This window comes from Pseudomonas sp. S12(2018), assembly GCF_024355235.1.
GTDB lineage: Bacteria > Pseudomonadota > Gammaproteobacteria > Pseudomonadales > Pseudomonadaceae > Aquipseudomonas > Aquipseudomonas palmensis.
In genome coordinates this window covers 86501-112610 of sequence record NZ_QLAD01000012.1, presented here as the reverse complement: position 1 = coordinate 112610, position 26110 = coordinate 86501, and the positions used below count along the sequence as shown (strand labels likewise).

Sequence of the window (26110 nt, the reverse complement as noted above, 5' to 3'; positions counted from 1 at the left end):
CGCATACCGCTGTAGAACGCCTTGAATCCCCACCCCAACCCCGCTAATCTTGCGACGTCGCTGTCAATTCAGCGACCGGGCGTCGCGGCCCGCTAATGCAAAAGGCGCTACTGCGCCACCTGAACATCAGATGGCGGTTCCACTCAAAAAGGGAGCTGCACAATGGTCAAAACCGTCTCCAATCCCCCGCTTACTACTCAACCCCGCAAACGTATCTACACCGCCTTCGGCTGTTGCAACGGCAATCACCCGCCCCTGTTTTCCGTCTGCGAAGGCATCGAGCTGGAAGACGCCCTGGTTCACCTGTCGCTCCAGATCCAATGCGCCAAGGACACCACCGCCCAAGCCTGCGAACGTGCCGACGAGCAGTTCAAGACGCTGCTGATCGCCGCACAGCAATCGCTGGAAATGAGCACCGTACTGATCGACACCGTGCTGGACGGCATGGAAGCAAACGCGACACCCGAGTAACGACGCAACACACGGGCCGCACACGCGGCCTACCGAGCTCGCTCCGCCCACCAAAACCCCACCTGCCCCCCAACATCACGCACTCTCCCCTTGCTGTCCACGGCCCACTGGCACTAGGATGCGACAAATTCTCAAATGCACCTGGCTATCATGCTGAGGTTTTCCGTGTCGTCGCCATCCACTTCCCCCACCCCTCACGCCGATGTTCGTGCGCTGTACATCAACCATCACGCCTGGTTGCTGGGCTGGTTGCGCAAGCGCATGCGCCACGGCGACCACGCGGCGGACCTGGCCCAGGACATCTTCGTGCACATCCTCGGCAAGCCGGAGCAGCTGCAGCAGTTGCGTCAGCCGCGTGCCTGGTTGAGCACCGTGGCCCACGGGCTGCTGGTGGATCGCGTGCGCCGCCAGCGGGTCGAGCGGGCGTATCTGGAGGCCATCGCACACCTGCCCGAAGCCGAGGTGCCGTCGCCCGAGTCGCAGCTGATACTGCTGGAAACCCTGGCCCGTGTGGACGCCCTGCTCAACGGCCTGCCGCCCAAGGTGCGCATGGCCTTTCTGCTGTCGCGCCTGGAGGGCCTGAGCTACAAGGAGATCGCCGAGCGCCTGGCGGTAAGCCTGAGTTCGGTGGAGAAGTACATGGCCAGCGCCATTCGCCATTGCTACCTGGCCCAGCGATGAGCCGCCCGCCATTGCCCGAACTGCCCGACAACGTGCTAGACCAGGCCATCGGCTGGCTGGTGCGCATCGAGTCCGACGGCGCCAACCCGCAACTGCTGGAAGCCTGCCAACGCTGGCGTCAGGCGCACGCGCTGCATGAGGTGGCCTGGCAAGCGCTGCAGAAAAGCGATGCCACCTTCCAGGGCCTGGCCGCACTGCCCGGCTCGGTGGCGCGGGACACCCTGCAACGCCTGCAAGGCGGTCGTCACAGCCGGCGCCAGGCGCTCAAGCTGCTGGGCGTGGGGCTGCTGGCCAGCGGCGTTACCGGCTGGTCGATGCGTGACAGCGCGCTGGTGCCCTGGGGCGCGGACTACGCCACCGAGGTGGGCGAGCGCCGTCAGTTTTTGCTGGATGACGGCACCCGCCTGCAACTGAACACAGCCAGTGCAGTGGACGTGCAGTTCACCGCCCAGCGCCGGTTGATCGTGCTGCGGCGCGGCGAAATCTTTATCGACACCGGCAAGGACGCCGCCACGGCGGGCGGGCGTCGCAGCTTCTGGGTCAGCACGCGGCATACACAGTTGCAGGCCATCGGTACGGCCTTTGCGGTGCGTGATGAAGCCAGCGGCACGCGGTTGCGGGTCGAGGATGGGGTGGTGGCGATTCAGGGCAAGGGCCAGCCGGTGATGGTTGCCGCCGGGGAGCAATACCTGATCGATGCAAACGGCAGCCAGCGGGTCGAAACCAGCCCCCTCAATGCCAGCGCCTGGGCGCGCGGGCAACTGGTGGCCAAGCGCATGCAACTGCGCGAGCTGACCGCAGAACTGGCGCGCTATCGCCACGGCTGGCTGCGCTGCGACCCGGCCATCGCGCACCTGGAGGTGTCGGGCGTGTTCCAGCTCGATGACATCGACCAGGCCCTCAGCGCCCTGAGCGATTCGCTGCCGGTGCGGGTGGAACGCTTTACCCCGTTATGGACCCGTATCGTCGCCCGGTAAGGCTGATGAGAAGAAATCTCAAAAACTTTTACGGGTTTTGCCGCCCTCTTCGACAGACAGGCAATACACCTCGTCATTCGAAAGGAGCACGCCGTCCATGTCTTCTGCTTTTATCCCCACCCGGCCTTTGCAGCGCAGCGTGCTGGCACTGACCCTGCGCAGTATGTTGCTGGCCGGTGCCACCAGCGTGTCGCTGGCCAGTGCGGCCGCGCAGGCCGCCGAGGCAAGCAGCCACCACTACGAGCTGGCGGCCGGCCCGCTGGAAGAGTCGCTCAACAGCTTTGCCCAGGTGGCCGGCATCAGCCTGCCGTTCGACCCGGCGCTGGTGCAGGGCAAGCGCGCCCCGGCACTGCGTGGGGACTATGCCGTGCAGGATGGCCTCGAACGCCTGCTGGCCGGCAGCGGCCTCACGGTTACCCGCACCGCCAGCGGCAATTACCTGCTGATTGCCCGTAGCCAAAGCGCAGATGCCCTGGAACTGGGCGCCACCACCATCAGCGGCCTGGGCCTGGGCTCGACCACCGAGCACAGCGGTTCGTACACCACCGGCGCCATGCAGACCGCCACCAAGCTGCCGCTGTCGCTGCGCGAAACACCGCAGTCGGTCACGGTGATTACCCGCCAGCGCATGGACGACCAGGGCATGCGCAGCCTCGACGACGTGGTGCAGGCCACGCCCGGGCTGCGCCTGTCGGCCGCGCGCCCGGCCAACAGCGAGTTCTTCGCCCGCGGCTTCCCCATCACCAACCTGATGTTCGACGGCCTACCCACCACCTACAACGCCGACTGGGTGGCCACCGCCGACCTGGCCCCCTATGACCGCGTCGAAGTGGTGCGCGGCGCCACCGGCATGATGCAAGGGGCCGGCAACCCGTCGGCCGCCATCAACATGGTGCGCAAGCGCCCTACCCAGGCGTTCCAGGCCAGCGTGACCGGCAGCGCCGGCAGCTGGGACAACTACCGCAGCGAGCTGGATGTGTCCGGCCCGCTGAACGACAGCGCCAGCGTGCGTGGCCGCATCGTCGGCGCGTACAACGACAAGGGCAGCTATCAGGATTACGCCGGGCGCGAGCGCGGGGTGTTCTACGGCATCAGCGAGTTCGACCTCACCGACAGCACCACCCTGACCGTGGGGGCGTCCGACCAGAACGACAATAACAACATCAACTGGGGCGGCCTGCCGGTGAACCCCGATGGCAGCCACATGGGCTTTTCTCGCTCCAAGACCTTCGGCTACAGCTGGTCGCACCAGGACGTCGAGAACAAGACGGTGTTCGTCGAGCTCGACCAGCGCTTCGACAACGACTGGCGCCTTCACCTGGGCGCGTCGAAAAACTGGTCCGAATTCAAGATGATGGGCGGCGTGCTGGAGCGCAACAACGACGCCACCTACCGCCAGCGCATCTTCAACCAGAACCGCGACTTCGATCAGTCCACCTACGATGTCTATGCCACAGGCCCGTTCACACTGCTGGGGCGCGAGCATGAACTGGTGGTCGGCGCCAGCAAGCGCCAGCTCAAGACCGAAGCCACCGGCGGCACGGTGTTCGTCGATGTGCCGGACATCAACCGCTTCAACCCGGGTGGCCTTGCCAGACCGAACGTGCCGGACATCTACTCCATCGACGACAAGGTCGATCAGGAAGGCCTCTACCTCACCACGCGCTGGAACCTGGCCGACCCGCTGAAGGTGATACTCGGTGCGCGCCTGGACTGGTACGACGCCACGGCCATCTATGACCAGATCAACGATCAGTACTACACCTCGGGCAAGACCAAGGTGGTGCGCAACGTCACCCGTTATGCCGGGGTTATCTATGACCTGGACGACAACCATTCGGTGTATGCCAGCTACACCGATATCTTTCAGCCGCAGACCGAGAAGGACGGCCAAGGCAAAGGCATCGAGCCTATTACCGGTGAAAACTACGAAGTAGGTATCAAGGGTGAGTATTTTGGCGGCGCGCTGAATGCCAGTGCTTCGCTGTTCCAGATCGACCAGCTCAACCGCGCTGCCGAGGTGGCGGATGCAAGCCTGTGCAAGGTCATCCCGGTGGGTAGCTACGGGTGCTATGAAGCGGCTGGCAAGGTGCGCAGCCAGGGCATCGAGTTCGAGATCAATGGTGCGCTGACGCCCAACTGGCAAGTGGGCGCCGGCTATACGTTCGCCCAGGCCAAGTACGAGAAGGATGCCGACAAGGCCAAGGAAGGCCGGCTGTTCGACACCGACCTGCCGCGTCATATGTTCAAGGCCAGTACCACGTACCAGTTGCAGGGTGATCTGAAGCAGTGGCGTGTGGGGGCCAACCTCTATAGCCAGAGCGCGACCTTCAACAAGGGCAGCAATGTGTTCGGCAACTACCATGTCGAGCAGGAGGCGTATGCGCTGGTCGGGTTGATGGCGGGTTACCAGGTCAACAAGCATCTGGATACGCAGTTGAACATCAACAACGTGTTCGACAAGAAGTACTACCAGGGCATCGCCAGCAACTCCACGTGGAGCCCATATGACGTGTTTGGCGACCCGCGCAACTTGATGGTTACGGCGAAGTACAGCTTCTGATGATGCGCCGGGGTCAGCGTGATTGCCGGCATATGCAGATTGACTGATGCACCGTGCATTCAGGCGCTGCGACCGCTTCGCGCTCGATTCGCGGGTCAAGCCCGCTCCCACGCCCTGCGGGCAGAAGCGGATTATGCATGGCTCGATGATCTGTTTCGGGCCGCCAGGCCGTGGGAGCGGGCTTGACCCGCGATCTGGCGCGCAGCGCCAGTAAAACCTGCACATGCGGTTTGCCTGATACACCGTGCATTCAGGCTTTACGACCGCTTCGCGCTCGTTCGCCGGCAACGCCGGCTCCTACGCCCTGCGGGCAGACTCCGCCTCTGGCCGCCAGGCCGTGGGAGCGGGCTTGATCCGCGATCTGGCGCGCAGCGCCAGCAAAACCTGCACATGCGGGTCGCCTGACACACCGTGCACTCAGGCGTTGCGACCGCTTTGCGCTCGTTCGCCGGCAACGCCGGCTCCTACGGCCTGCGGGCAGACTCCGCTTCTGGCCGCCAGGCCGTGGGAGCGGGCTTGACCCGCGATCTGGCGCGCAGCGCCAGCAAAACCTGCACATGCAGTTTGCCTGATACACCGCGTACTCAGGCGTTGCGACCGCTTCGCGCTCGTTCGCCGGCAACGCCGGCTCCTACGCCTGCGGGCAGACGCTGCCTCTGGCCGCCAGGCCGTGGGAGCGGGCCTTGACCGCGATCTGGTGCGTAGCGCCAGTAGAACCTGCACACGCGGTCTGCCTGATACACCGCGAACTCAGGCGTTGCGACCGCTTCGCGCTCGTTCGCCGGCAACGCCGGCTCCTACGCCCTGCGGGCAGACTCCGCCTCTGGCCGCCAGGCCGTAGGAGCGGGCCTTGCCCCGCGATCTGCCGCGCAGCGCCAACAAAGCCTGCGAACGCGCCCTCAAAGCCCCCCACGCACAACGCTCACGCTTGCAGCGCAACCTTTAGTAAACTCGCCCCAACCGGCAGTACCGGCAAGGCTCTGCAGAACACCTGCAACCTCCCCGCCATCGCACCGCTTTCAAGCATCTACAGGCCCAGCAGAACCATGAACCGCCAAAAGAAGATCAAGCAGATACTCAAGGCCAACGCCAAGAAGGCCAGCGCCAAGCTGGCCCCCAAAAGCAAACCCAAATACATCTGCAAGGCCGACCGACTGAAGCTGGCTGCCGAAGCCGCCGAAACCCCGACCCCCGCCGCCGAAGGCTGAGCCACACCTGTCACGCAGCGCCCGCCTGCTGCGTTATCCACTCGATGAACGCCTGCACCTGCGCCCGCTTCAAGGCCTCTTTGCGCGTTACCAGGTAGTACGCAAATCGCGACGGCCACGGCCTGTCCAGCGCCACCACCAGCCTGCCGTTGTGCAGATCTTCCTGGGCATGATTGTCCTGCACCAGGGCGATGCCCTGCCCGCTCGCCGCCGCGCGCAGCAGCAACAGGTCTTCATCGTAACTGGCACCGCGCTGGCTACGGCTGTCAGCCTCCACGCCATGCGCTTGCAGCCACAGCGGCCAATCCGCTCGCTCGGTGTCGTGCAGCAACGGGTAGTTCAGGCAATCCTGCGGGCTGTTGATCGGCGGCCCCTCGGCCAGCAGCCGAGGGCTGGCCACCGGTAGCAGCACCGGCGCCATCAGCGGGATCGACTCCAGCCCCGGGTACTGGCCCAGGCCATGGCGCAGCGCAATGTCGATGCGCTCGCGCTGGAAATCCACCAGCCTTGCCGACGCCTCCACCCGCACTTCGATGTCAGGATGCCGGGCACTGAAGTCACCCAGGCGCGGCACCAGCCAGGTGGACGCGAACGACGGCACGGTGCTGATGGTAAGCGTTTGCTCGTGGGTGAACGACTCAAGTTCGAGTAGCGCGTTCTCGATCTGCCCAAAGCCCCGCGACAACCCGGGGAAAAGACGTGCGCCGGCATCGCTGAGCTGCACCCCATGCCGCCCCCGCACCAGCAGCGTGACGCCCAGGCGGTCTTCCAGCTGGCGGATCTGCTGGCTGATGGCGCCGGGGGTGACGCCCATGTGCTCGGCCGCCGCCTTGAGGCTGCCCAGCCGTGCAGCTTCGGTAAAGGCGCGCAGCGCCAGCAAGGGTAGAACGGCGCCCATGGCGTATTCCTTGGTTTAGAAAATCTAACGTCAAAGCGCAGGACTAATCGTTTTTGTCCCAGGCAATCACTTACTAGCATGGCACCCACACCACGCAACAAGCATTAGTCTGCCTGAGGTATGTGCCCTGTGTCCGATCCTGACCTGATTCTCTACACCGACAGTTCGCCAAACGGCTTCAAGATCACCATCGCCCTGGAAGAAATGGGCCTGCCCTACAGCCTGCGCCATGTGCGCATCGATGAGGGCGAGCACCAGCGGCCCGAGTTTCTTGCGCTCAACCCGCACGGTCGCATTCCGGTGCTGATCGACCGCGCCACGGGCATCACCCTGTTCGAGTCCGCCGCCATCCTGCTGTACCTGGCGGACAAGAGCGGCCAGTTGCTTGGCCACGACGCTCCCGAGCGCTGGGCATGCATCACCTGGCTGATGTTTCACAGCGCCAGCATGGGGCCGTTGCTGGGCCAGCGCGTGCACTTCGAATGCTTCGACAGCGTGCCCAACCCTGCCGCCATCCAGCGTTACAGGACCCTCACCGAAGCCACCTTCGTCACCCTCGATCAGCATCTGGCAAACCAGCCGTGGCTGGGTGGCGCCACCTATTCGATTGCAGACATAGCCACCTTCGCCTGGCTGCATATCGCGCAGCTGGTGGGCTTCGACTTCAGCCAGCAGCCCTGGTTGAGCCAATGGTACGCGCAGGTAGAGCAGCGCCCTGCGGTACAACGCGGCATTCGCCTGCCCGCCCCTGCCACCGGCCCATGAACCCCGACACCAAGGAACAGGCATGAACACCATGACCCACCCCACTGCACCCGCCGTCACCTGCGGCGCGAACGCCGAAGCCTTCGCCCACCACCCCGGCTACCGGCGCATGTTCGCCGCCGATCACCTGACACTGGGCATCTTTCTGCCACTGCGCTTCTACCAGGGCGACATGGTGGTGCTTCACGCCCAGGCGCAGCATGTGAGCGAGATCGAGCGCCTGGGCTTTGCTGCCGTATGGGTGCGCGACGTGCCCTTGTTCGACCCGGCCTTCGGCGATGCCGGCCAGGTGTTCGACCCCTTCGTGTACCTGGGCTACCTGGCCGCCCATACCCGGCACATCGCGCTGGTCACCGGCAGCGCCATCTTCACCTTGCGCCACCCCATCGACCTGGCCAAGTCTGCCGCCAGCCTCGATCGCCTGTCGGGCGGCCGGTTGGTGATGGGCATCGCGTCGGGGGACAGGGCCGTGGAGTTCCCGGCCTACGGCCTGGCCCATGACCAGCGCGGTGAGCGCTTTGCCCACAGCGTGGACTACTTTCGGCAATTGCTGGCGCAGGGCCCTGCGACCATCCGCTCGCCGCTGGGCCAGACGAACGGCACGCAGCTACTGCCACAACCGGTCACCGGGCGCATTCCGCTGATCGTGACGGGGTCGTCGCGTCAATCCCTGCAGTGGCTGGGTGAGCAGGCCGATGGCTGGCTGACCTACCCGGACGCCACCCACACGGCGCAGGGCCCGCTTCGCCTGGCAGAAAAGGTTCGGGCGTGGCGCTCGCAGATCCCCAACGGCGGGTTTCGCCCGCACATGACCAACGAGTGGATCGACCTGGACGAAGACCCCGACTTCCCGCGCACGCCGTTGCAAGGTGGGTATGTGCTCAAGACCGGGCGCAACGGGCTGATCGCGTTGCTTGGCGAATGGAAGGCAGCGGGCGTCAATCATGCGGCGCTGGGCATTCAGATGGCCCGGCGGCCGGTTGACGAGGTCATTCAGGAATTGGCCGAGGAAGTGTTGCCGCTGTTTCCCACCTTGCAAGGGCCAGCGCCGCTGGCCCAGGGGTGGTAGCACTTATCTGGCGCAGGGGTAGCCCGTTTCGACAGCCGAGGCCACCGCCTCGGCAAAGTCCAGTTGCGGGTTGAGCGCGGCCACCAGGTCGGCGGTCAACGGGGTGTGGTCGTAGAGTTGCTGCACCGCCGCCAATGGCACGGCCTGTTCGTAGTACCACTGGGCAAACTCCACGTAGCCACTGGCCGGTTCGATCAGCAGCGCCAGAAACTCCACCGAGCCATCGTCGAGGTTGTCCGTTGTGACGTTCGGCGCTGCCACCTTCTGCCAGGCCGCGTCGTCAGGGCTTCTCCAGTAGCAGTAGCTCAGCCAGTCCATGCTGAAGGCCGCTTCGTTGAGAAAGGCGGCAAAGGCCGGCGGCACTTGTTGCTGTACGGCCTCGACGAGACGGCTGTCGCCGGCTAACGGGGATTCATGCGCAATCCCCTTGATGGCCGCGCCGAACGGCCCGAAGTGCACAAACCATTCATCGCCCGAGCCATTGCGCATCGACGCCATTTCCTCACCGTCGAACCAGCTCGCGTTGTAGCTGAAATAGCGGTATTCCCATTCGGGCGAGACGATGGCATCGAGCATGGCCAGGGCCTTGGCGCGCTGGCGCAGCGTGGCGATGTCCGGGAGTGTTGCGGGGTCAAGGGGAATCAAGGCGGGCATGAGTGCTTTCCGAAGGTCGACGAATTGGGGTGGCGATGGTGATTCAAGCCAGGCTGACAGTGCCCGCTTCTCCCGTGCGTGTGTCATATGCGACCAGGGCTTGCCGGGTGGCGTCGGCAGTGCAGACGCGCTTGCCATGCGGGTTCCAGACCGCGGACTGGCCTGCACCGATGAAGTTGTCGGCGGGGCCTACGCAGTTGGCCATGATCACGGTCATGCCATGCTTGCGGGCCATTGCCGGGTAATGGTTGCAGGCCAGGTCCACGCCCTTCTGCGACTTGGCCACGCTGGCCAGGTACACCTGGGCACCTGCCGCGGCGGCCTGGGCTGCATGGGCGGGCTGCAAGGATTCATAGCAGATCGCGGGCACCAGAACATGCCCGCCCTGGCGGAACACCTGCTGCTGGGTACCGGGCGTGAAAAAAGGCAGTTCATCGGCGTGCAGAAGCTGCTTGGAATACACCGCACGTGGCAGCCCTGGCTGGAAGGCGATCATGCTGATCTGGGTGCCCTCCCTCCCCTGGGTTGGCGCACCCACGGCGATGAGCAGGGTGTAGCGATCGCTCAAGGCCTGGAACGCATCGAGGCGGCTGTCGGTGGGCGCCATCGCCAGGCCACCGGCCAGTTCGGGTTCGTAGCCGGTCAGCGAAAGTTCGGGGAAGACCACCGCATCGGCTCCCTGGCTTGCGGCGGCGTGGATAGCGTCGATGTGTTGGGCGAGGTTCTTTTCGACATCCCCCGGGGTGGCCGAGATTTGCGCAGCGATCAGCTTCATTCGAGTCTCATGTCCCTTTGTCGACGCGGGCCTATGCTGCACCAACATCGTTACCTTGGAAAGTGTGCGGTGTATCAGGCTGATCGCGTCGCAGGTTCTGCTGGCGCTGCGCGCCAGATCGCGGGGCAAGGCCCGCTCCTACAGGCTGGGCACCTGCAACCCGACCTTCACCCGGTCCAGCGCCACAATGGTCTTGAACCAGGTGACATTGGCGTTCTCGGCAAACAACCGCCGCGCCAACGCCTGGTACTCCTGCATGCTGGCCACGGTCAGCACCAGCACGAAATCCACCTCGCCAGTGACGTAGTAGCACTGCTGCACTTCAGGCACCGCAAAGTGCGCCTTCATGGCCTCCAGCGCATCGAGGCTGGTGCGCTCGGCCATCACCTCCACGATGATGGTGATCGGCCGACCCACCGCAGTAGGGTCGACGACGGCGACATTGGCGGTGATGACGCCCCGCTCCTCCATGCGCTTGATGCGCCGCTGCACCGCCGCCGTGGACAGGTTGACCTGCTCGGCCACCAACCGCAGCGGCACGGTGTTGTCGCGCTGCACCAGGTCAAGAATGGCGCGGTCGAACTTGTCCAGCGGCTCAGCCGCTACATCGTGAATGGCCATGGAAACCCTGCGAGAAATTTTCTCGAAAACTACCAGAAATCCGCGCCCCTTTATCTGACAGCGAGAAATATTATCGAGCCCCAGCCTGCAGCCGCAGCCCTGGTCGGGACTCACACAGGATATTGCTCGCATGCTCGCACTGTTTCATCTGTCGCCCGTGCTGCTGGTCACGGCCATGCTGGTGGTACTGCGCCGCCCACCCGCGCACGCCGCCATCGCCGGTACGCTGCTGGTAATGGTGCTGTGGCTGGTCGGTGCTGCCGATACGTGGCGCCTGGGCAGCCTGGTGGCGGCCGCCCAGGACACTGCCGTGCTGTTTGCCAGCACCGCGTTCGTGATCGTACCGGGGCTGGCCTTCGTGATCTTCATCGAGCGCCTGGGCGTGAACCTGGCATTCAGCCAGTGGGTACGCTCGCTCGGGCTCGGGCGCGGCGACCAGGTGGTGTTCATCGTGCTCGGGCTGGCCCCGTTGCTCGAAGCCATGACCGGCTTTGGCGTGTCGTTGATCGCCACCGTGCCGCTGCTGCTCAGCCTGTTCGACCGCCGGGTGGCGCTGCGTATCGCGTTGGCCGGCATGGCGATCATGCCGTGGGGGACGCTGGGCCTGGCATCGGTGATCGGCGCTTCCCTGGCCCATCTGGACGCTGCGGCGCTGGCAGCCACCTCGGCACTGACCAGCGCACCGGTGTTTCTCGCGCTCGGGGCGATGGCACTGTACCTGGCCGAGGTTCGCACCTTGCGCGAATGGACGGTGCTGGGCGCTGGCTGGCTGGTATTCGTGGGGGTGCTCTACAGCAGCAGCCGCGGGTTGGGGCCGGAGGTAGCCGGCGTGGCGGCGGGCCTGGTGAGCGCAGCCGCCGTACTGGCCAACGGGCTGTGGCGCCTGCACAACCACGGCGGCACACGCAGGGCGCGACAATGGCCGCGCCAGGCGTGGCCTTACCTGGTGCTGATCACCAGCATCGTCGCGCTCAAGGCGCTGTGGGCCATCACCGGCTGGCAGAACCTGTGGGTCGTCCAGGGCGCGCAGGTCACCTGGAAGCCGCTTGCCTCGCCGGGCGTGGCACTGATCCTGGTGCTGGTGGGCCTGGGGTTTCACGCGCGAAGCGCACCGTCCCTGCCGGTGCCGGGCACCCGCATCGGCACCGCACTGCTGGCCCGGGCGAAGCGGCCCCTGTTGACGATCTTCTTTTTTCTCGCCATGTCGCAGTTGATGGTCAAGGCCGGCTTTCTGGCGGTCCTGATGCAGCTGCTGACCGGCCTGGCACCGGCCGCCGCCTCGTTGCTGGTCGCCCTGCTGGGCGGGTTGTCCGGCTACATGACCGGCTCGAACGTGGGCGGCAATGCGATCTTCATGCCCGCCATCGCCATGCTGCCCGAACACGGCCGCCTGTTGCTCGCGGCGGTGCAGAACAGCGCGGCGGGGCATGCGGCGCTGGGCTCGCTGTCGATCGTGATGCTGATCCTGGGCCTGGCCAGAACCAGCACCAGTGAAGAAGGCGAACTGGTGCGCTTCGGCTTTGCGCTGGTGTGCCTCAACACGGCACTGGTCGCGCTGGCTGCGGTGTTGCTGAGCGTCTGGCTGGGCTAGTCAGGCAACCACCATCACCACCAGCACCACCCCCAGCAGGGCCAGGTAGCACTTCACATGCAGCGCGTCGGGCATGCGCCCGATCCACGGCGCGGCCAGGCGAATGCCGCACCACGAGCCCAGCACCAGCACGGCCAGGGCACGCACGTCGATATAGCCGGCAAACCAGGGCCCCAGCACTTCGGTGCGCCACGCAAGCACGGCGTAGGCGGCAGTACCGGCAATCGCCATCGGCAGCGACAGCGGGTTGGCCGACGCCGTCGCCACGGCCATGCTCGCCCCACGCCTGCGAATCAGCGGCACGCTCATCACGCTGCCGCCGACTCCCAGAAAAGCCGCCACGGCGCCCATGCCGACACCGATCACGGCGCTGGCTCGACGGCCCAGCGGGCGCATGCCATCGCTTGTGCTCACGGTAAACCCCGGGCGCAACACGGCATCAAGAATGGTCAGGCCAAGGTAGCCGATGAACAGCCAGCGTATCCACGCCCCTTGCACCTGCGTGGCGGCCCATGCGCCCAGCACTGCACCCAGCGCAACGTAACCCAGCAACGGCCGCACCACCGGCCACTGCAAGGTGCGCGCACGGGCATGGCGCAAGGTCGAAAGGCCTGCGCCGAAGATCATCGCCGCCGTGGAGGTGGCCACGGCGATATGCATCGCGGCCTCGCCGATGGCCGACCCCGGCGCATGGCTCACACTGATAAGGGTGAACAGCAGCGGCACCGCCACAAAGCCGCCACCAAAGCCGAACAGCACAGTCGTCACACCAGCTACCACACCGAACGCACACAGCAGAAACCAGAACATGCATCGCTTCCAACACAAGGGGGAAGCCACACGTTAACGGCCAGACATGTGGCCAGCCCTCGCGAATTGGCCAATAATCCTCGCGTTCCGGCCAAGGTGCTTCACATGCTCAATATTCCGCTCGCCAGCGTCGACGCCGTCGCCCGCCCGGTGCTCGCCATCGGTACCGACTACCCGCCCGACACACTGCTGCCCACCCATGTGCATCGGCGCGCACAGTTTCTGTATGGCATGAGTGGCCTGATGGAGGTCCAAACCCAGGACGGCAGCTGGGTGATTCCGCCCGGTAGCGGGGTGTGGATACCCGCCGGCAAGCCGCACCAGGTGCTGATGCGCGGGGTGAGCACCCGCAGCCTGTACATAGAGCCGGCGCAGCCGGTGCGTGATACCTCGCAGTGCCAGGCCCTGGTGGTCTCGCCCCTGCTCCACCACCTGTTGCTGGCCACGGCGCACGTACCCGCACTGTATGAAACACACGGTCGCGACGGGCATCTGATTCAGTTGGTACTGCACGAGCTGCGCAGCGCGCCGAGCCTGGCGCTGTTCGCACCCTTGCCAAACGACCCGCGGCTGGCCGAACTATGTCGCAACTTCCTGCGCCAACCCCGCATCGACACCAGCGCCGAGTCCTGGGCAAGTGCCCTGCATTGCAGTGCAAGAACCTTCAGCCGCCTGTTCCGCCAGCAAACCGGGCTTTCATTCGGCACCTGGCGCCAGCAGGCCTGCCTGATGGCTGCCGTCACCCGCCTGGCGGCCGGCGCCTCGGTCACACGGGTCGCGCTGGAGCTGGGCTACGACAGCCCCAGCGCCTTTTCCAGCATGTTCCATCGTCAATTGGGCGCCCCGCCCAGTGTTTACCTGGCCACGCTCGACCAGTGCGGCCCAGGGCACGCGGTGGTCTAACTCAGGTATTCAGGGCCGGCTTTGAGCCCAGGCGCCAGCCCAGGTTCATGCCGGCCGCCGCCAGCAATATGGCCAGCGCCCCGGCTGCCTGCAGCGCGCTGAGGGGGTGATCGAAGGCCAGCCAGTCGACCAGGATGGCCACCGCCGGGTACAGAAACGACAGGGCGCCGATCAGCGCCGTGGGCAGTTTCTGGATGGCGCCGTACAGCAGGGTCGACATCAGCCCGGTATGCACCGCGCCAATGGTCAGCAGGTAGGCCCAGGCCTGGGGCTGCGCGGTCATGTCCGGCACCTGCGCCCAGGGCCAGAGCATGGCCGCGCCCACCAGCAGCTGCACCAGCACGATCAGGTGCGGCGGCACGCCCTGCAGGCGCTTGGCGATGATCGCCGCAATCGCGTACAGCAAGGCCGACGCCAGCGCGAGCATCACACCCATCAGGTAGTTTTCCCCGGCCGCCCCCGTCTTGGCCGTCACAATCAGCAGCATGCCGACAAACGCCAGGCCCAACCAGCCAGCACCACTGGCCGAAATTCGCTCGCCGAACAGCAGCACGCCCAGCCCCACCAGCATGAAGGGTTGCGTGTGGTAGACCACCGTGGCCACCGCGATGGAGGCCTGGCTGTAGGCGCTGAACAGCAGCAGCCAGTTGCAGGCCAGCGCAACGCCACCCAGCAGCATCCACCCCCACTGCGCGCGCGTCGGGCGCAGCGTGCCAAACACCCCCAACGCCCAGCACGCCAGGGCCATCACGGCGGCGCCGAACAGGCAGCGCCAGAACACCATCGACGAAGGCGACTGGCCCGACTGCACCACGAACCAGCCGACAGTGCCAGAAATGCACATGGCGGTGACCATTTCGAGGGTGCCGCGTGAACGTGCATTCATGGCGCGCGGTGTCCCGTCGAGGCAAAAACAGAAGGCTGTGTCATCGAACAAAATCCATCAAAACGAACAAGTGGGTGCCATAATGTCCGCCGCCCTCTCTCCCAGTCAACCCATAACGAACAAATGACCATTATATCGAACGATGCGCCGATCATGATTCTTGCCCAGGCCATCAGGCGCGAGCGCTTGCAGTCGGGGATGTCCGTCAGCGATCTGGCGCGCCGCGCCGGCGTGGCCAAATCCACGCTGTCGCAGCTGGAGTCCGGCCTTGGCAACCCCAGCATCGAGACCCTGTGGGCGCTGGCCACGGCATTGGGCATTCAGGTCACGCGGTTCTTCGAGCAGCCGGCGCAGACGGTCACGGTGATTCGCGCAGGCGAAGGTGCGGCGCTCAAGGCCGACGACGCCGACTACGCGGCGACCCTGCTCGCCGACTGCCCGCCCGGCATACGCCGGGACCTGTACCGCGTGCATGCCCAGCCCGGGCAGCCGCACCATTCCCAGGCGCACCCGGCGGGCACTTTCGAGCATGTATTCGTGTGCCAGGGGGCCGCCAGCGCAGGCCCGGCCAGTGCACCGGTGCTGTTGCATGCCGGCGACTACCTGCGCTACCCGGCCAACCAGCCCCATGTGTTCGAAGCCTTGGAGCCCGATACCGTTGCTGTCATGCTGATCGAGCACAGCTGAAGCAACTGCCTGCCCTATCCCTCAGGACCCCCACCCCCATGACCAACCACAGAATCGAGCTGTCAAACGGATGGATCGCCGAGTTTGCCAACCAGGGCGAGTTCCGCATGGATGCCGAAGGCTGGAACCTGGTGCTGCACGGGCCGCAGGGGCAATCCATCCAGTACTTCAACGACCAGATCGTGCTGGTGAACGATGACGACGGCACGCAGGCCAAGGCGTGCCTGCAGCTGTCGGAGGATGGCGTCTACGGTTACCTGAGCACCTCGGTGGGCACCGGCTGGGTGATCGACTTTGCCCGCGGCATGCTTGCCCCGCACCGGGTGGATATTCGTCACTACCACGACGGCTACGACGAGAGCATCGCATTGACCGAGCAGCCGGCCTTCCAGCGTGCACGCCAGTACATTCAGGTGAAGGGGCGATTCGTGTACCTCACCTTCCCGTTCATCCGCGAGGCGGAGTTCCCCAAGGTGTGGGAGCAGTATGTGGCGATCCGTCGGCGCCAGCTGGACGAGCTGTACTTTCGCAATTGAACCCTGCCGCGTGCCGGCGCCTTAGGCACCTGCCGCAGCCAGGTTGCCGGGGTCGCCCTCGGCCAACAGCTGCGCCATGCGTTCACGCGCCGCTGCGTTCGGCAACACCCCGGTGGTCATGCCTTCCAGCACGGTTTCGCCCTGCGCGTTGACGATGCTCAACTGCGCCCGCGCATGCCCGCGCTCGTCCTTGTCCACGATCAGCCAGTGGCAGGTGATTGCATCGCCGGCATACACCGGCCGCTTGAACTCGAAGCTCATGCTGGTCGCCAGCCAGCCGATCTGCCCGCCGATCTCGGTCACCAGGCTGGCCGTCAGCAGGCCATGGGAAATGATCGACCTGAACCTGCGCAGTTCGGCCGAGGCGGCATCGTAGTGCACGGGGTTGTAGTCCCGCGAAAGCTGCGCAAAGCAGCGGATGTCCTCATCGGTGAAGCACCGGCTCACGCTCAGTTGCGCCCCCACCTCCAGGCCCTGTACGGCCCGTGCTCTCAAGCTCTTCATGGCACTCCCCCTGTTCGATTGCCGCGTACATTCTGCCTACCTGGGTAGCTGCCCGCCCAGCAGCACCAGCGCGATGATGACCATCGCCGCCCCCGACACCCGGCTGACCCACAGCGCCGCCGCAGGCCGCGCGCCCAGCACGGCCTGCGAACCAAAGCCCACCAGCAGGTAGATCACCCCGCAGCTGAGCGCATGCACCAGCCCCAGCGCCACGATCTGCAGCGGTACCGGCCACGGCGCCGTGGCGTCGGTGAACTGTGGCAGCAATGCCAGAAACAGCAGGAACACCTTGGGGTTCAGGCCGCTCACACACAGGCCCTTCACCGCCCAGCGCTGCCACGCACCGGCTACCTGCACCTGGTCCGCCTGGGGCACAGTCGGGTGCCGCAGCATGCCGATGCCCAACCATAGCAGGTACCCGGCCCCGGCCACCGTCAGCACCAACAGCGCAAACGGATGCCCCGCCACCAGCGTGCCCACCCCGGCGGCGACGATCAGTGTCGCGATCAGATGCCCCGACAACAGCCCGGCCACGGCGGGCAATACCACCCGCCCCTTCAGCCCGGCCGATATCGCATAGGCCCAGTCCGCACCCGGCGTGATGATGAACAACATCGACACCGCCCAGAACGCCACGAAAACACTCAGGGTCATGGCGCTACCCACGTCAGGGATGTGTACACGGTTGGCTGCATCGTCCTGCTCCACAAGCAAATTGGTGCAGGGAACAATAATGAAATCTTGCTAGAATTTTCTTTCGAAGATAATCGCGACATAGGCCAATAGGGGAAGATCCTTCCAGATGGACCGCATCGACCGGAACATTCTTGCCGAACTGCAAAAAGACGGGCGCCTTTCGATCACCGAACTGGCCGAGCGGGTGGGGTTGAGCCTCTCCCCCTGCCACCGGCGGGTGCGTGCCTTGGAAGAATCGGGGGTGCTGCTGGGATATCGGGCGAAACTGGACCCCATTGCCCTGGGCCTGACCTTTTCCGCCATGGTCTTCGTCACCCTTCGCGAGGGCGATCGCACGGCGGTCGAGGCGTTCGAGAACGCGCTGGTGGCGTTGCCACAGGTGGTGGATGCGCAGCGCCTGTTCGGCGAGCCGGACTACCTGCTGCACGTGATCACCCAGGACCTGCCGGCCTTCCAGCGGCTCTATGATGAAAGCCTGTCGTCGCTGCCCAACGTGCAGCGGCTCACCTCCACCCTGGTGATGAAGCGCGTGGTGCAGGACCGGCCCTTGCCGTTGTAACCTCGCCGCCCGCCTTCAGCCTCACCCAGGAGCACCACTATCCACCGCGCACCCAACGAACCCTGGCAAGGCGACCTGTGGCTGGCCACCGACTACTGCCTGGTGGCCGGGCAGGTCGGGCAAACCCAGGCCCACGCCCACTATGCCCACCAGGTGCTGATCGCCTGCGCTGCCCCGGTGCGGGCGTCGATCCAGGGCCAGGTCGAGTGCGGGCCGCTGCTGCTCATTGCCTCCGGCCAGCCGCATGCGATTCTCAGCGAGCAACCGGCGATCACGCTGTTTGCCGAGCCATTGGCTTTCGAACTGCCGGTGCTGCGCCAGCTCTGCGAAGACGCCGGCGCAGACCTGGAGGGCCTGAACCAACGCTTGCGCGCCCTGCCCCGGCGCCCTTTGCATCCGCGCCTGGCCACCGCCTTGCAACGGGTGCGTGCACTGGATGAAAACACCCTGCCCGCCGCGCAGCTGGCCAGTGAGGCGGCGCTGTCGCTCAGCCAGCTGGAGCGCCTGTTCAGCGGTCAACTGGGGCTGTCGGTGCGCCGCCTGGTGTTGTGGCAACGCCTGCGCGTGGCCTTGCAGCTGGCACTGGGCGGTAGCAGCCTGACCGAGGCAGCCACCTGCGCAGGCTTTGCCGACTCGGCCCACCTGTCACGCAGCGTGCGCCAGCAGTTCGGCATCCGTGCCGACCGTACCCTGCGCCACCTGCGCCTAAGGCTGCTGGACTAGCGCACGGCTCAGGGCATCGGGCAGTACGGCAGGTGGATGCTCGGGCTGGTCGCGGCGAAAGGGGTGGCGCAACTGCGCGCCGTAGCCCACCGGGTAGTCCGGAAAGTCGCCGATACCCAGGTCGTCGTCCGCCAGGTGATAGTGCGGCAGGTGCAAGGCGGTACCCAGCAGGCGGTCCCAAACGCTGAAGAACAGCGCGAAGTTCACATCCCCCGTGGTGCCGTACTTGAGGTGATGCAGCCGGTGCACCGGCGCCCAGGCAAACACATGGCGCAGCCAGCCGATGCGCATGTCGACGTTGCTGTGCTGCAACAGCAGCTGGATGGATATGCTGAACGCCAGCAAGGCCGCCACATCCAGCGGCAACCCGCACAGCAGCAAGGGCAAGGTGCCGCCCAGCGCTTCGAGCATCTGGTGCAGCGGGTGCTTCATCAGCCCGTTGAAGCCGTACATTCGGGTCACGCTGTGATGCACGGCGTGCAGGCGCCACAGCAACGGCAGGCGGTGGCTGGCGTAATGCACCAGGGTGATGCCCAGGTCTGCCACCGGCAACGCCAGCAACAGCTGCAGCGCCAGCGGCCAGTCGCTCGGCCACAGGCCGGTATCGGGCAGCACCAGGGCAATCAGGGGGATGGCGGCAATGCCGGCCGCGTTGAGCGCCTCGTTCACCCCCGCGTGAATCACGTCCCGGGTGCCATCGCCCTGGCTTACATTCCAACGCTCGCGATAGGGCCACAGCCGCTCGCACAGCATCGACACGCCAATCGCCAGCAACAGCAGAACCGGCAACCAGCCAAGGCTTGCGCCCTCGTCCAGCAGCCACACGGCCGAGCCGATGAATCCAAGGAAAAATACAGGGGCGTACAGGGTTCGCATCGTGAAACTCCAGGCAGGTCAGAGCCTGGAGTTTCGTGTAGCCGCAGCCTGCTCCGCTTGAACAAACGGCGCATCTTCAGCCTGGGGGGAAAGGCCGGTCAGCCCTGGCAGAAGCGAATGCGATTGCCGAACGGGTCGTACACCTCAAGCACCTTGCCCCAGCCCTGCTCGACGATGTCCGGGCGGCCATAGCCGTAGCGCTTGGCAAGCAGCTCGTCGCGCAATTGCTCGATGTTGTGCATGGGGATGAACACCGTCGAGCCAGGGCTCGCGTCGCCGTGGTGCTCGGACAGGTGCAGTTGCAGCCCATTGCGTACGATGCCCAGGTACAGCGGTAGGTCGGCTTCGAAGCGGTGTTCGAACTCCACGCTGAAGCCCAGGAAGTCGAGGTAGAACTCGCGCGCCTTGGCTTCGTCGAACATGCGCAGGATGGGGATAGGCTTGTCGAAGCTCACTTCGCTTGCAGGGGTGGCGGGGGCAAGCAGGGCCGAGGCGGTGTTCCAGTCCTTGTAGCCCAACTGCTGCGCCACCAGCTCCAGTGCGCCGGAGTGGGTCAGCGGCGGGTTCTGCGCCTGCAGGGCGGTACGCAGACGCTTGGCCATCTGTTTGGCCTGTTCGATCGAGATCATCATGTGCTCCTGGTGACGAGGCAGTGTGGGGCTCGCGTTGCCAGGCCTCGACGTTCAAGAGAATGATCGCGTCAGGGGTAACTGCAATGCTTTCACCTTTCCCAACGGGAGCGAGCGGCGGGCAGCATCGGCCCGCGCCGATCATACACAGCCAGGGTGGCATATGGAAAGGCGGCCCTCAGCGCGTTGGCGAATCCCCGCGCCCGATGCGCTTGCCGCCCTGCTGCCCCACCTCCTGCGCCTGGCCGTCGCGCTGCTTGCCCTGGCGCGCCTGGCCCACCAGCCGCGCGATCAGCGGGCCTTCGGGCAGATGACGCCAGAAGCGCCCCGGCATGTGCTGGCGCATGGCATCGGGGTTGACCCGTGCAGGGTTGAAGGTGTGCCGGTAATAGGTGCGCCACAGCTCGGCGCCAGGGTCGTCGGCCTGGCAGGCCCACTGGCGCCATTGCTCGGGGCAGTGCCGTCGGTAGTCCAGGGTGCTGCCATCGAAGCGGATGCCATCGCGTGGCGTGGCGATCAGCCAGCGCTGGCGGCCTAGCCGGTCGGCAAAGTGGCCGCTGGCGCTTTGCAGAATGTCGTGGGCCGGTTCATGGAAGGCCACCAGGTCCAGTTGCAGTTGCTCGGCCAGTGCCGCCGGCAATGGCACGAAGCGCACGAAGGCATGCAGGTGATGGGCCTCGCGGCTGACCTGCTTGATGCGCCGCTGCAGCTCGCTGCCCAGCCGGTCGCCCGCCAGCATGGCGGTGCGGTCGCCATGGGCCACGCGCCACAGCACTTCATACAGCAGGTTCCAGCGCTGCTCGCCACGGTAGCGGGCGGCCTGCTCAAGTTGATCCAGCAAGGCGGCCGGCACCCGTGTGCGAAACGGCCCGGGGCCCTGCGGCAATACCGCCGGCACCGCCAGCAGATCGTGCACCGGGCCGTGCGCCCACACCACCTCGGTGGGGTCGATGCCGTGGCCCAGCAGCACGCGGGCCTGGTCGCGCCAGGTGTCGAAGTGCTCGTCGCAGTCCAGCGCGATCATCCCCACAACCCCATCTGCACCGGTGCCTGCGGCTCGCGCAGGCGTTCGCGCAGCAGGCCGCTGCGGGTTTCCGACTGGGGCGGGCGGTAGTCGCTGGTGACGATGAACGGGCGCGCCTTGTCCAGCACGCAGCGCAGCTGGATCAGGTCGTCATAGCGAATGCGCCGTTCACGGCGCAGCGCCACCAGGCGTTGCACGCTGCGCAGCCCGATGCCGGGAATGCGCGCCAGCAGCGCCGGCTCGGCACGGTTCACATCCAGCGGAAACACCTCGCGGTTGGCCAGGGCCCAGGCCAGCTTGGGGTCGATGTCCAGCGCCAGGTTGCCCGCGCCGCCCAGCAGTTCGCCGGCCTTGTAGCCATAGCCGCGCATGAGAAAGTCCGCCTGGTACAGGCGGTGCTCGCGCAGCAGCGGCGGCGCGGCCAGGGGTACGCTGGTGGGGCTGTCGGGGATCGGGCTGAACGCCGAGTAGTACACACGCCGCAGGCCATAGCCGTGGTACAGCGATTCGGCATTGCCCAGGATGGTGTGGTCGTCGGTGGCATCGGCGCCCACGATCATCTGGGTGCTCTGCCCGGCAGGGGTGAAGCGCGGTGCGTTGACTTCACCGGCCACCGCCTGCTGGCCGTGGTGGATGGTGCCCATGGCCTGGCGAATGGTACGCACCTGCTTCTCCGGCGCCAGGCGCTGCAGGCTGGCTTCGGTGGGCAGCTCGATGTTCACGCTGAGGCGGTCGGCCAGCCGCCCGGCCTGCTCGATCAGCAGCGGGTCGGCGTCGGGGATGGTCTTGAGGTGGATGTAGCCGCGAAAGTTGTGCTCTTCGCGCAGCAGCTGCGCCACGCGAATCAACTGTTCCATGGTGTAGTCGGCAGAGCGGATGATGCCCGAGCTGAGGAACAGCCCGCTGATGCAGTTGCGCCGGTAGAAATCCAGGGTCAGGCGCACCACCTCCTCAGGCGTGAAGCGTGCCCGCGGCACGTTGCTGGAGCGGCGGTTGACGCAGTACTGGCAGTCGTACAGGCAGAAGTTGGTCAGCAGCACCTTGAGCAGCGACACGCAGCGCCCGTCGGGGGTGTAGCTGTGGCAGATGCCCATGCCATCGGTGGCGCCCAGGCCGTCGCGACCGCGCGAGCTGCGCTTGGGGGCGCCGCTGCTGGCGCACGAGGCGTCGTACTTGGCGGCATCGGCCAGGATGCCGAGCTTGGCGATGAGCTGCATGGGGTCCACCTCGATACTGATTATCCATACAGTATTCGCAGTTCGCCACGCATGCAAGCGCAGCCTGTCGACCGGGCCGCTGCGGCCTTCATGAAAAAATCTTCATGAACGCTGCGCCCCGCTAACCGGGGAACCTCGGCGCACCCTCGCCCGCCTGCGGACAACCGGCCTTGAGGCACCGCAGCAGCTTGCGTAGGATCGCCGTTCATTCACGCCATCGCGCCCGTTCACTGCCTGCTCCCAGGCCGGTGGTGTATCCGTTTTCCGCAAGAGCCTGCAAATGCCCCAGCCTATCCCCCTCAAGGACCACGAGAAAGAAACGCACCTGGTCAACCGCAGGCTGATCGCGTGTGCGCTGCTGGTACTGGTGCTGGTGGCGGTGCTGGTGGGGCGGCTGTACGTGCTGCAGGTGGTGCAGCACGACTACCATGCCGCCGTGTCGCAGAACAACCGCGTGCACGTGCTGCCCATCGCCCCCGAGCGCGGGCTGATCTACGACCGCAACGGCGAGGTGCTGGCCGACAACAAGCCCAGCTTCAACCTCACCATGACCCGCGAGCGTGCTGGCGACACGCCCAGGGTGCTCGACAGCCTGGTGCAGATCCTGGGCCTGGGCGAGGAGGACCGCCAGGGCTTCGAGAAAGACCTGCGCCGTGGCCGCAAGCCGTTCGAGCCGGTGACGCTGATGTTCGGCCTGAGCGAAGAGCAGATCGCCCTGATCGCGGTCAACCAGTTCCGTCTGCCGGGGCTGGACGTGGAGCCGCAGTTCATTCGTGAATACCCCATGGGCGCGCACTTTGCCCACTCGGTGGGCTACGTGGGGCGCATCAACGAGAAAGAAGCCAAGACCCTCGATGCCACCGAATACCGTGGCACCCAGTCCATCGGCAAGACCGGCATCGAGCACTTCTACGAGGCCCAGCTGCACGGCCAGGTGGGCTACGAAGAGGTCGAGACCAACGCCCAGGGCCGCATCATGCGCGTGCTGCGCCACCACGATCCGGTGCCCGGCAAGAACATCACCCTGAGCCTGGACGCGCACCTGCAGCTGGCCGCCGAAAAGGCCCTGGGCGATCGCCGTGGTTCGGTGGTGGCGCTGGACCCGGCCACCGGCGAGGTGCTGGCGATGGTCAGCAACCCCAGCTTCGACCCCAACCTGTTCGTCAAGGGCATCAGCTTCAGGCAGTACGCCGAGCTGCGCGATTCCATCGACCGGCCACTGTTCAACCGCGTGCTGCGCGGCCTGTACGCCCCGGGCTCGACGATCAAGCCCGAGGTGGCCATCGCCGGCCTCGACAGCGGCGTGATCACCCCGGCCAGCCGGGTATTCGACCCCGGCTACTACGAGCTGCCCAACTACGACCACAAGTACCGCAACTGGAACCGCAGCGGCGACGGCTGGGTGGACATGTACAGCGCCATCATGCGTTCCAACGACACCTACTTCTACGACCTGGCGCACAAGCTGGGGGTCGAGCGCCTGCACGACTACATGAGCGAATTCGGCCTGGGCCAGAAGGTCTCGCTGGACATGTTCGAAGAGTCACCCGGCCTGATGCCCTCGCCCGCCTGGAAGCGCGCCAACCGGCGCCAGGCCTGGTACCCCGGCGAAACCCTGATCCTGGGCATCGGCCAGGGCTACATGCAGGTCACCCCGCTGCAACTGGCGCAGGCCACCAGCCTGCTGGCCAGCAAGGGCGTGTGGCACCGCCCGCACCTGGCCATGAGCATCGGCGACGAGCCTCCGGTAGACCCCAACCCCATGCCCGACATCGTGCTGCATGACCGCCACGCCTGGGACCAGGTCAACCAGGGCATGCAGATGGTCATGCACGCCCCGCGCGGCATCGCCCGCGCCGCCGCTGCCGGGGCGCAGTACCGCATCGCCGGCAAGAGCGGCACCGCGCAGGTGGTGGCGATCAAGCAGGGGGAACGCTACAACCGCGACAAGACCCTGGAGCGCCACCGCGACAACGCGTTGTTCGTGGGCTTTGCCCCCGCCGACCACCCGAGCATCGCCATCGCGGTGATGATCGAGAACGGCGAGGCCGGTGGGCGCGTGGCCGGGCCGGTGGTCCGGGAAATCATGGACGCCTACCTGCTGGACGAACAAGGCCACCTCAAGCCCCAGTACGCCGGCAACGCAGCACCCGCCGCGGTGCCCCATACCTGAAAGCGCAGCACCCTGATCGTGCCGACAGCATCTGATTGCATTTGCAATCAGATTGCAGTATCCCTTGCGCTTCTGCCAAGGACCGATCATGGAGCTGCCCCGTGGATTCACTGCCTGCCATCCCCCCTGCCCGACTGGCCGCCCACGCCTGCATTCGCAGCATCGAGGCCGGCCTGCCGTCGACCGGCGCAGCGTCGCACTCGCCACTTTTGCAGATTTTGCAGACCGTGCACCGCATCGAGCACGACCCGGCCGTGGCGGGCAACCTGTGGGTGATCAATGACCGCGCCGACAGCGCGAGCGAGGTGGTCAGCCCCTGGGGCATCTGGTTTCGCCAGCAGGCGCCCAGCCGCGAACGCCCGCTGATCTACCTCACCCAGTCGCCGAGCTCGGCCCGCGTGTCGATGCTGGCCGAGCAGATCGGCCACCGCGGCATCGTGTTCAACGACCTGGAATCGGCCGCCTCGCGCTGGCCCAAGGGCGCGCACCCGTGGCTGCCGTTGTGGCTGTCGGCCAACGCCCAGTGCCGCCCGTACGACCCCGCCAGCGCTGCCGAGGCCCAGGCCATCCTGCTGGCGGCGCTGGACGAGCTGTACGTACAGGGGCGCCACGGCTTCTACTACATGACCCTGCACGATCAGCCGCCGGCAGCCGATGAACCGGCACACGACGATTGCAGCGATGCATTCCTGGGCATGTACCCGTTGCAGCCCACCAGCGCTGCCCGCCCCCAGGTACGCCTGCTGGGCGCCGGCGCCATGCTCCGGGAGGTACGCGCCGCCGCGGTGCTGCTCGACACGCACTGGGGCATCGCCAGCCAGTTGTGGAGTTGCCCCAGCTACACGCGCCTGGCCCGTGACAGCGACGATGCCGCACGCTGGAACCGCCTGCACCCCGAGGCCGCGCCACGCAAGAGCTACCTGCAGTACTGCCTGATGTCGGCCAGCACGCCGGTGATCGCCGTGACCGGCTATGCCCAGCACATCGCCGACCAGCTTGCCCCGCATGTCACGGCGCCCTTCACCGCACTGGGCGCCGACAGCCTGGCGCCGGGCAACTGCCTGGATCGGCGCTGGATAACCTTCAGCGCGTTGCAGGCACTGGCCGGCCAGGGCCTGTTCGACACCCAGGCGCTACCCGCCGCACAGGCCCGGCTTGGCCTAGGCGAATGACGCCCGGGCCTTGAAGCTCGACTGTTCCAGCGCCTGGGCGAACAGCGCCTGTTGCTCGGGCGTGAACTGGCTCAGAAACAGCTCGTCCACTGCCTGCTTGTACACCGCCCACATGCGCTTGCGCAGCGCCTTGCCGCTGTCGGTGATGCACGCCAGGGCGCCGCGCCCGTCGCCCGCGACCTTCTTGCGCACCACATGCCCTTCGGCCTCCAGACGGTCGACCAGTCGGGTCAGGTTGTAACGCTCGATGGCCATCACATCGGCCAGCTCGTGCATGCGCCGGCAGCCATCGGGGCCGCTCTCGATGCCCCACAGCGCGTCATACCAGGCGTACACGGGCAGGCCCTGGTCGGCCAGGCGGCGTTCGATTTCGCGAATCAGGTTGCGGTGGGCGCGAATGAAGCTGAACCAGAGGTCAGCGGTGGGTGCAGCCATGAGGGTT

28 protein-coding genes are annotated in these 26110 nt (G+C 66.0%); 15 read left to right on the top strand and 13 right to left on the bottom strand.

What is annotated here, in order from left to right:
* Nucleotides 1–162 precede the first annotated feature (162 nt).
* The 5 genes from DN388_RS24035 to DN388_RS24015 all read left to right on the top strand — a co-directional run bounded on the left by DN388_RS24035 (nucleotide 163) and on the right by DN388_RS24015 (nucleotide 5900).
* The gene (locus DN388_RS24035; RefSeq protein ID WP_100634002.1) at nucleotides 163–471 is read left to right on the top strand and encodes a DUF3077 domain-containing protein; all 309 of its coding nucleotides are present in this window, start codon (nucleotides 163–165) and stop codon (nucleotides 469–471) included.
* A gap of 165 nt (nucleotides 472–636) precedes the next feature.
* Nucleotides 637–1152, top strand: coding sequence for a sigma-70 family RNA polymerase sigma factor (locus DN388_RS24030; protein WP_255002486.1), 516 nt, complete (start codon nucleotides 637–639; stop codon nucleotides 1150–1152).
* On the top strand, nucleotides 1149–2129 hold the full coding sequence (locus DN388_RS24025; protein WP_255002483.1) for a FecR domain-containing protein: 981 nt from the start codon (nucleotides 1149–1151) through the stop codon (nucleotides 2127–2129). The genes DN388_RS24030 and DN388_RS24025 overlap by 4 nt, the downstream gene beginning before the upstream one ends.
* Nucleotides 2130–2226: 97 nt before the next feature.
* Nucleotides 2227–4692, top strand: coding sequence for a TonB-dependent siderophore receptor (locus DN388_RS24020; RefSeq protein ID WP_255002481.1), 2466 nt, complete (start codon nucleotides 2227–2229; stop codon nucleotides 4690–4692).
* Nucleotides 4693–5738: 1046 nt separating this feature from the next.
* A complete protein-coding gene (locus DN388_RS24015; RefSeq protein WP_078480115.1) occupies nucleotides 5739–5900 on the top strand; it encodes a DUF2986 domain-containing protein in 162 nt (53 codons plus the stop codon).
* 10 nt (nucleotides 5901–5910) lie between these two features.
* Here the strand turns inward: DN388_RS24015 and gcvA are convergent, their stop codons facing one another.
* Nucleotides 5911–6798, bottom strand: a complete 888-nt coding sequence (gene gcvA / locus DN388_RS24010) for a transcriptional regulator GcvA (protein WP_104573117.1) — start codon at nucleotides 6796–6798, stop codon at nucleotides 5911–5913.
* Between the two features lie 129 nt (nucleotides 6799–6927).
* Between gcvA and DN388_RS24005 the strand changes: the two genes are divergently transcribed.
* Nucleotides 6928–7563 (top strand): glutathione S-transferase family protein, encoded by a 636-nt coding sequence (locus tag DN388_RS24005; protein ID WP_235384162.1) that lies wholly within the window; start codon nucleotides 6928–6930, stop codon nucleotides 7561–7563.
* Nucleotides 7564–7585: 22 nt separating this feature from the next.
* Nucleotides 7586–8632, top strand: coding sequence for an LLM class oxidoreductase (locus DN388_RS24000; protein ID WP_255002475.1), 1047 nt, complete (start codon nucleotides 7586–7588; stop codon nucleotides 8630–8632).
* Nucleotides 8633–8635: 3 nt separating this feature from the next.
* On the opposite strand, the gene DN388_RS23995 is transcribed toward DN388_RS24000, so the two are convergent.
* The 3 genes from DN388_RS23995 to DN388_RS23985 form a co-directional block, all read right to left on the bottom strand.
* The gene (locus DN388_RS23995) at nucleotides 8636–9286 is read right to left on the bottom strand and encodes a hypothetical protein (RefSeq protein WP_255002472.1); all 651 of its coding nucleotides are present in this window, start codon (nucleotides 9284–9286) and stop codon (nucleotides 8636–8638) included.
* 43 nt (nucleotides 9287–9329) lie between these two features.
* Nucleotides 9330–10061, bottom strand: a complete 732-nt coding sequence (locus DN388_RS23990) for a carbon-nitrogen hydrolase family protein (protein WP_255002469.1) — start codon at nucleotides 10059–10061, stop codon at nucleotides 9330–9332.
* Between the two features lie 138 nt (nucleotides 10062–10199).
* Nucleotides 10200–10682 carry an Lrp/AsnC family transcriptional regulator gene (locus DN388_RS23985; protein ID WP_043860522.1) on the bottom strand — a complete coding sequence of 161 codons (483 nt, stop codon included), beginning with the start codon at nucleotides 10680–10682 and terminating at the stop codon, nucleotides 10200–10202.
* A 130-nt stretch (nucleotides 10683–10812) separates the two neighbouring features.
* Here DN388_RS23985 and DN388_RS23980 point away from each other — a divergent pair, with 130 nt between their 5' ends.
* Nucleotides 10813–12273 (top strand): L-lactate permease, encoded by a 1461-nt coding sequence (locus tag DN388_RS23980; RefSeq protein WP_255002465.1) that lies wholly within the window; start codon nucleotides 10813–10815, stop codon nucleotides 12271–12273.
* Here the strand turns inward: DN388_RS23980 and DN388_RS23975 are convergent, their stop codons facing one another.
* Nucleotides 12274–13083, bottom strand: a complete 810-nt coding sequence (locus DN388_RS23975; RefSeq protein WP_255002462.1) for a sulfite exporter TauE/SafE family protein — start codon at nucleotides 13081–13083, stop codon at nucleotides 12274–12276.
* Between the two features lie 105 nt (nucleotides 13084–13188).
* Here DN388_RS23975 and DN388_RS23970 point away from each other — a divergent pair, with 105 nt between their 5' ends.
* Nucleotides 13189–13986 carry a helix-turn-helix domain-containing protein gene (locus tag DN388_RS23970; protein WP_043860525.1) on the top strand — a complete coding sequence of 266 codons (798 nt, stop codon included), beginning with the start codon at nucleotides 13189–13191 and terminating at the stop codon, nucleotides 13984–13986.
* 1 nt (nucleotide 13987) lies between these two features.
* Here DN388_RS23970 and DN388_RS23965 read toward each other — a convergent pair whose 3' ends face one another.
* Nucleotides 13988–14872, bottom strand: coding sequence for a DMT family transporter (locus tag DN388_RS23965; RefSeq protein ID WP_088515349.1), 885 nt, complete (start codon nucleotides 14870–14872; stop codon nucleotides 13988–13990).
* Between the two features lie 123 nt (nucleotides 14873–14995).
* Here DN388_RS23965 and DN388_RS23960 point away from each other — a divergent pair, with 123 nt between their 5' ends.
* Together DN388_RS23960 and DN388_RS23955 are read left to right on the top strand one after the other, a co-directional pair.
* The gene (locus tag DN388_RS23960; protein WP_054915334.1) at nucleotides 14996–15559 is read left to right on the top strand and encodes a helix-turn-helix domain-containing protein; all 564 of its coding nucleotides are present in this window, start codon (nucleotides 14996–14998) and stop codon (nucleotides 15557–15559) included.
* A 38-nt stretch (nucleotides 15560–15597) separates the two neighbouring features.
* Complete coding sequence (locus DN388_RS23955) at nucleotides 15598–16095, top strand: hypothetical protein (protein WP_043860528.1); 498 nt, start codon at nucleotides 15598–15600, stop codon at nucleotides 16093–16095.
* Between the two features lie 21 nt (nucleotides 16096–16116).
* Here the strand turns inward: DN388_RS23955 and DN388_RS23950 are convergent, their stop codons facing one another.
* Entirely contained in the window at nucleotides 16117–16599 is a 483-nt protein-coding gene (locus DN388_RS23950; protein ID WP_043860529.1) for a MaoC family dehydratase, read from the bottom strand.
* A gap of 36 nt (nucleotides 16600–16635) precedes the next feature.
* Nucleotides 16636–17253, bottom strand: a complete 618-nt coding sequence (locus tag DN388_RS23945; protein ID WP_255002457.1) for a LysE family translocator — start codon at nucleotides 17251–17253, stop codon at nucleotides 16636–16638.
* Nucleotides 17254–17401: 148 nt separating this feature from the next.
* Between DN388_RS23945 and DN388_RS23940 the strand changes: the two genes are divergently transcribed.
* Together DN388_RS23940 and DN388_RS23935 are read left to right on the top strand one after the other, a co-directional pair.
* On the top strand, nucleotides 17402–17854 hold the full coding sequence (locus DN388_RS23940) for an Lrp/AsnC family transcriptional regulator (RefSeq protein ID WP_043860530.1): 453 nt from the start codon (nucleotides 17402–17404) through the stop codon (nucleotides 17852–17854).
* Nucleotides 17855–17956: 102 nt separating this feature from the next.
* Nucleotides 17957–18577, top strand: coding sequence for an AraC family transcriptional regulator (locus DN388_RS23935; protein WP_236171939.1), 621 nt, complete (start codon nucleotides 17957–17959; stop codon nucleotides 18575–18577).
* Here DN388_RS23935 and DN388_RS23930 read toward each other — a convergent pair.
* The 4 genes from DN388_RS23930 to DN388_RS23915 all read right to left on the bottom strand — a co-directional run bounded on the left by DN388_RS23930 (nucleotide 18560) and on the right by DN388_RS23915 (nucleotide 22323).
* Nucleotides 18560–19453, bottom strand: coding sequence for a sterol desaturase family protein (locus DN388_RS23930; protein ID WP_255002454.1), 894 nt, complete (start codon nucleotides 19451–19453; stop codon nucleotides 18560–18562). The genes DN388_RS23935 and DN388_RS23930 overlap by 18 nt on opposite strands.
* Before the next feature lie 98 nt (nucleotides 19454–19551).
* Nucleotides 19552–20082, bottom strand: a complete 531-nt coding sequence (locus DN388_RS23925; protein WP_100633977.1) for a glyoxalase superfamily protein — start codon at nucleotides 20080–20082, stop codon at nucleotides 19552–19554.
* A gap of 178 nt (nucleotides 20083–20260) precedes the next feature.
* A complete protein-coding gene (locus DN388_RS23920) occupies nucleotides 20261–21106 on the bottom strand; it encodes a TIGR03915 family putative DNA repair protein (RefSeq protein WP_255002452.1) in 846 nt (281 codons plus the stop codon).
* Nucleotides 21103–22323 carry a putative DNA modification/repair radical SAM protein gene (locus DN388_RS23915; protein WP_196932402.1) on the bottom strand — a complete coding sequence of 407 codons (1221 nt, stop codon included), beginning with the start codon at nucleotides 22321–22323 and terminating at the stop codon, nucleotides 21103–21105. Before DN388_RS23915 ends, DN388_RS23920 begins: the two co-directional genes overlap by 4 nt.
* Before the next feature lie 280 nt (nucleotides 22324–22603).
* Between DN388_RS23915 and mrdA the strand changes: the two genes are divergently transcribed.
* Both mrdA and DN388_RS23905 read left to right on the top strand, forming a co-directional pair.
* The gene (mrdA, locus tag DN388_RS23910; protein WP_043860536.1) at nucleotides 22604–24496 is read left to right on the top strand and encodes a penicillin-binding protein 2; all 1893 of its coding nucleotides are present in this window, start codon (nucleotides 22604–22606) and stop codon (nucleotides 24494–24496) included.
* Nucleotides 24497–24597: 101 nt separating this feature from the next.
* A complete protein-coding gene (locus DN388_RS23905) occupies nucleotides 24598–25668 on the top strand; it encodes a hypothetical protein (RefSeq protein ID WP_052504211.1) in 1071 nt (356 codons plus the stop codon).
* Here DN388_RS23905 and DN388_RS23900 read toward each other — a convergent pair.
* On the bottom strand, nucleotides 25657–26103 hold the full coding sequence (locus DN388_RS23900; RefSeq protein ID WP_058540700.1) for a MarR family winged helix-turn-helix transcriptional regulator: 447 nt from the start codon (nucleotides 26101–26103) through the stop codon (nucleotides 25657–25659). The two genes, DN388_RS23905 and DN388_RS23900, sit on opposite strands and share 12 nt — an antisense overlap.
* Between the last annotated feature and the right edge of the window lie 7 nt (nucleotides 26104–26110).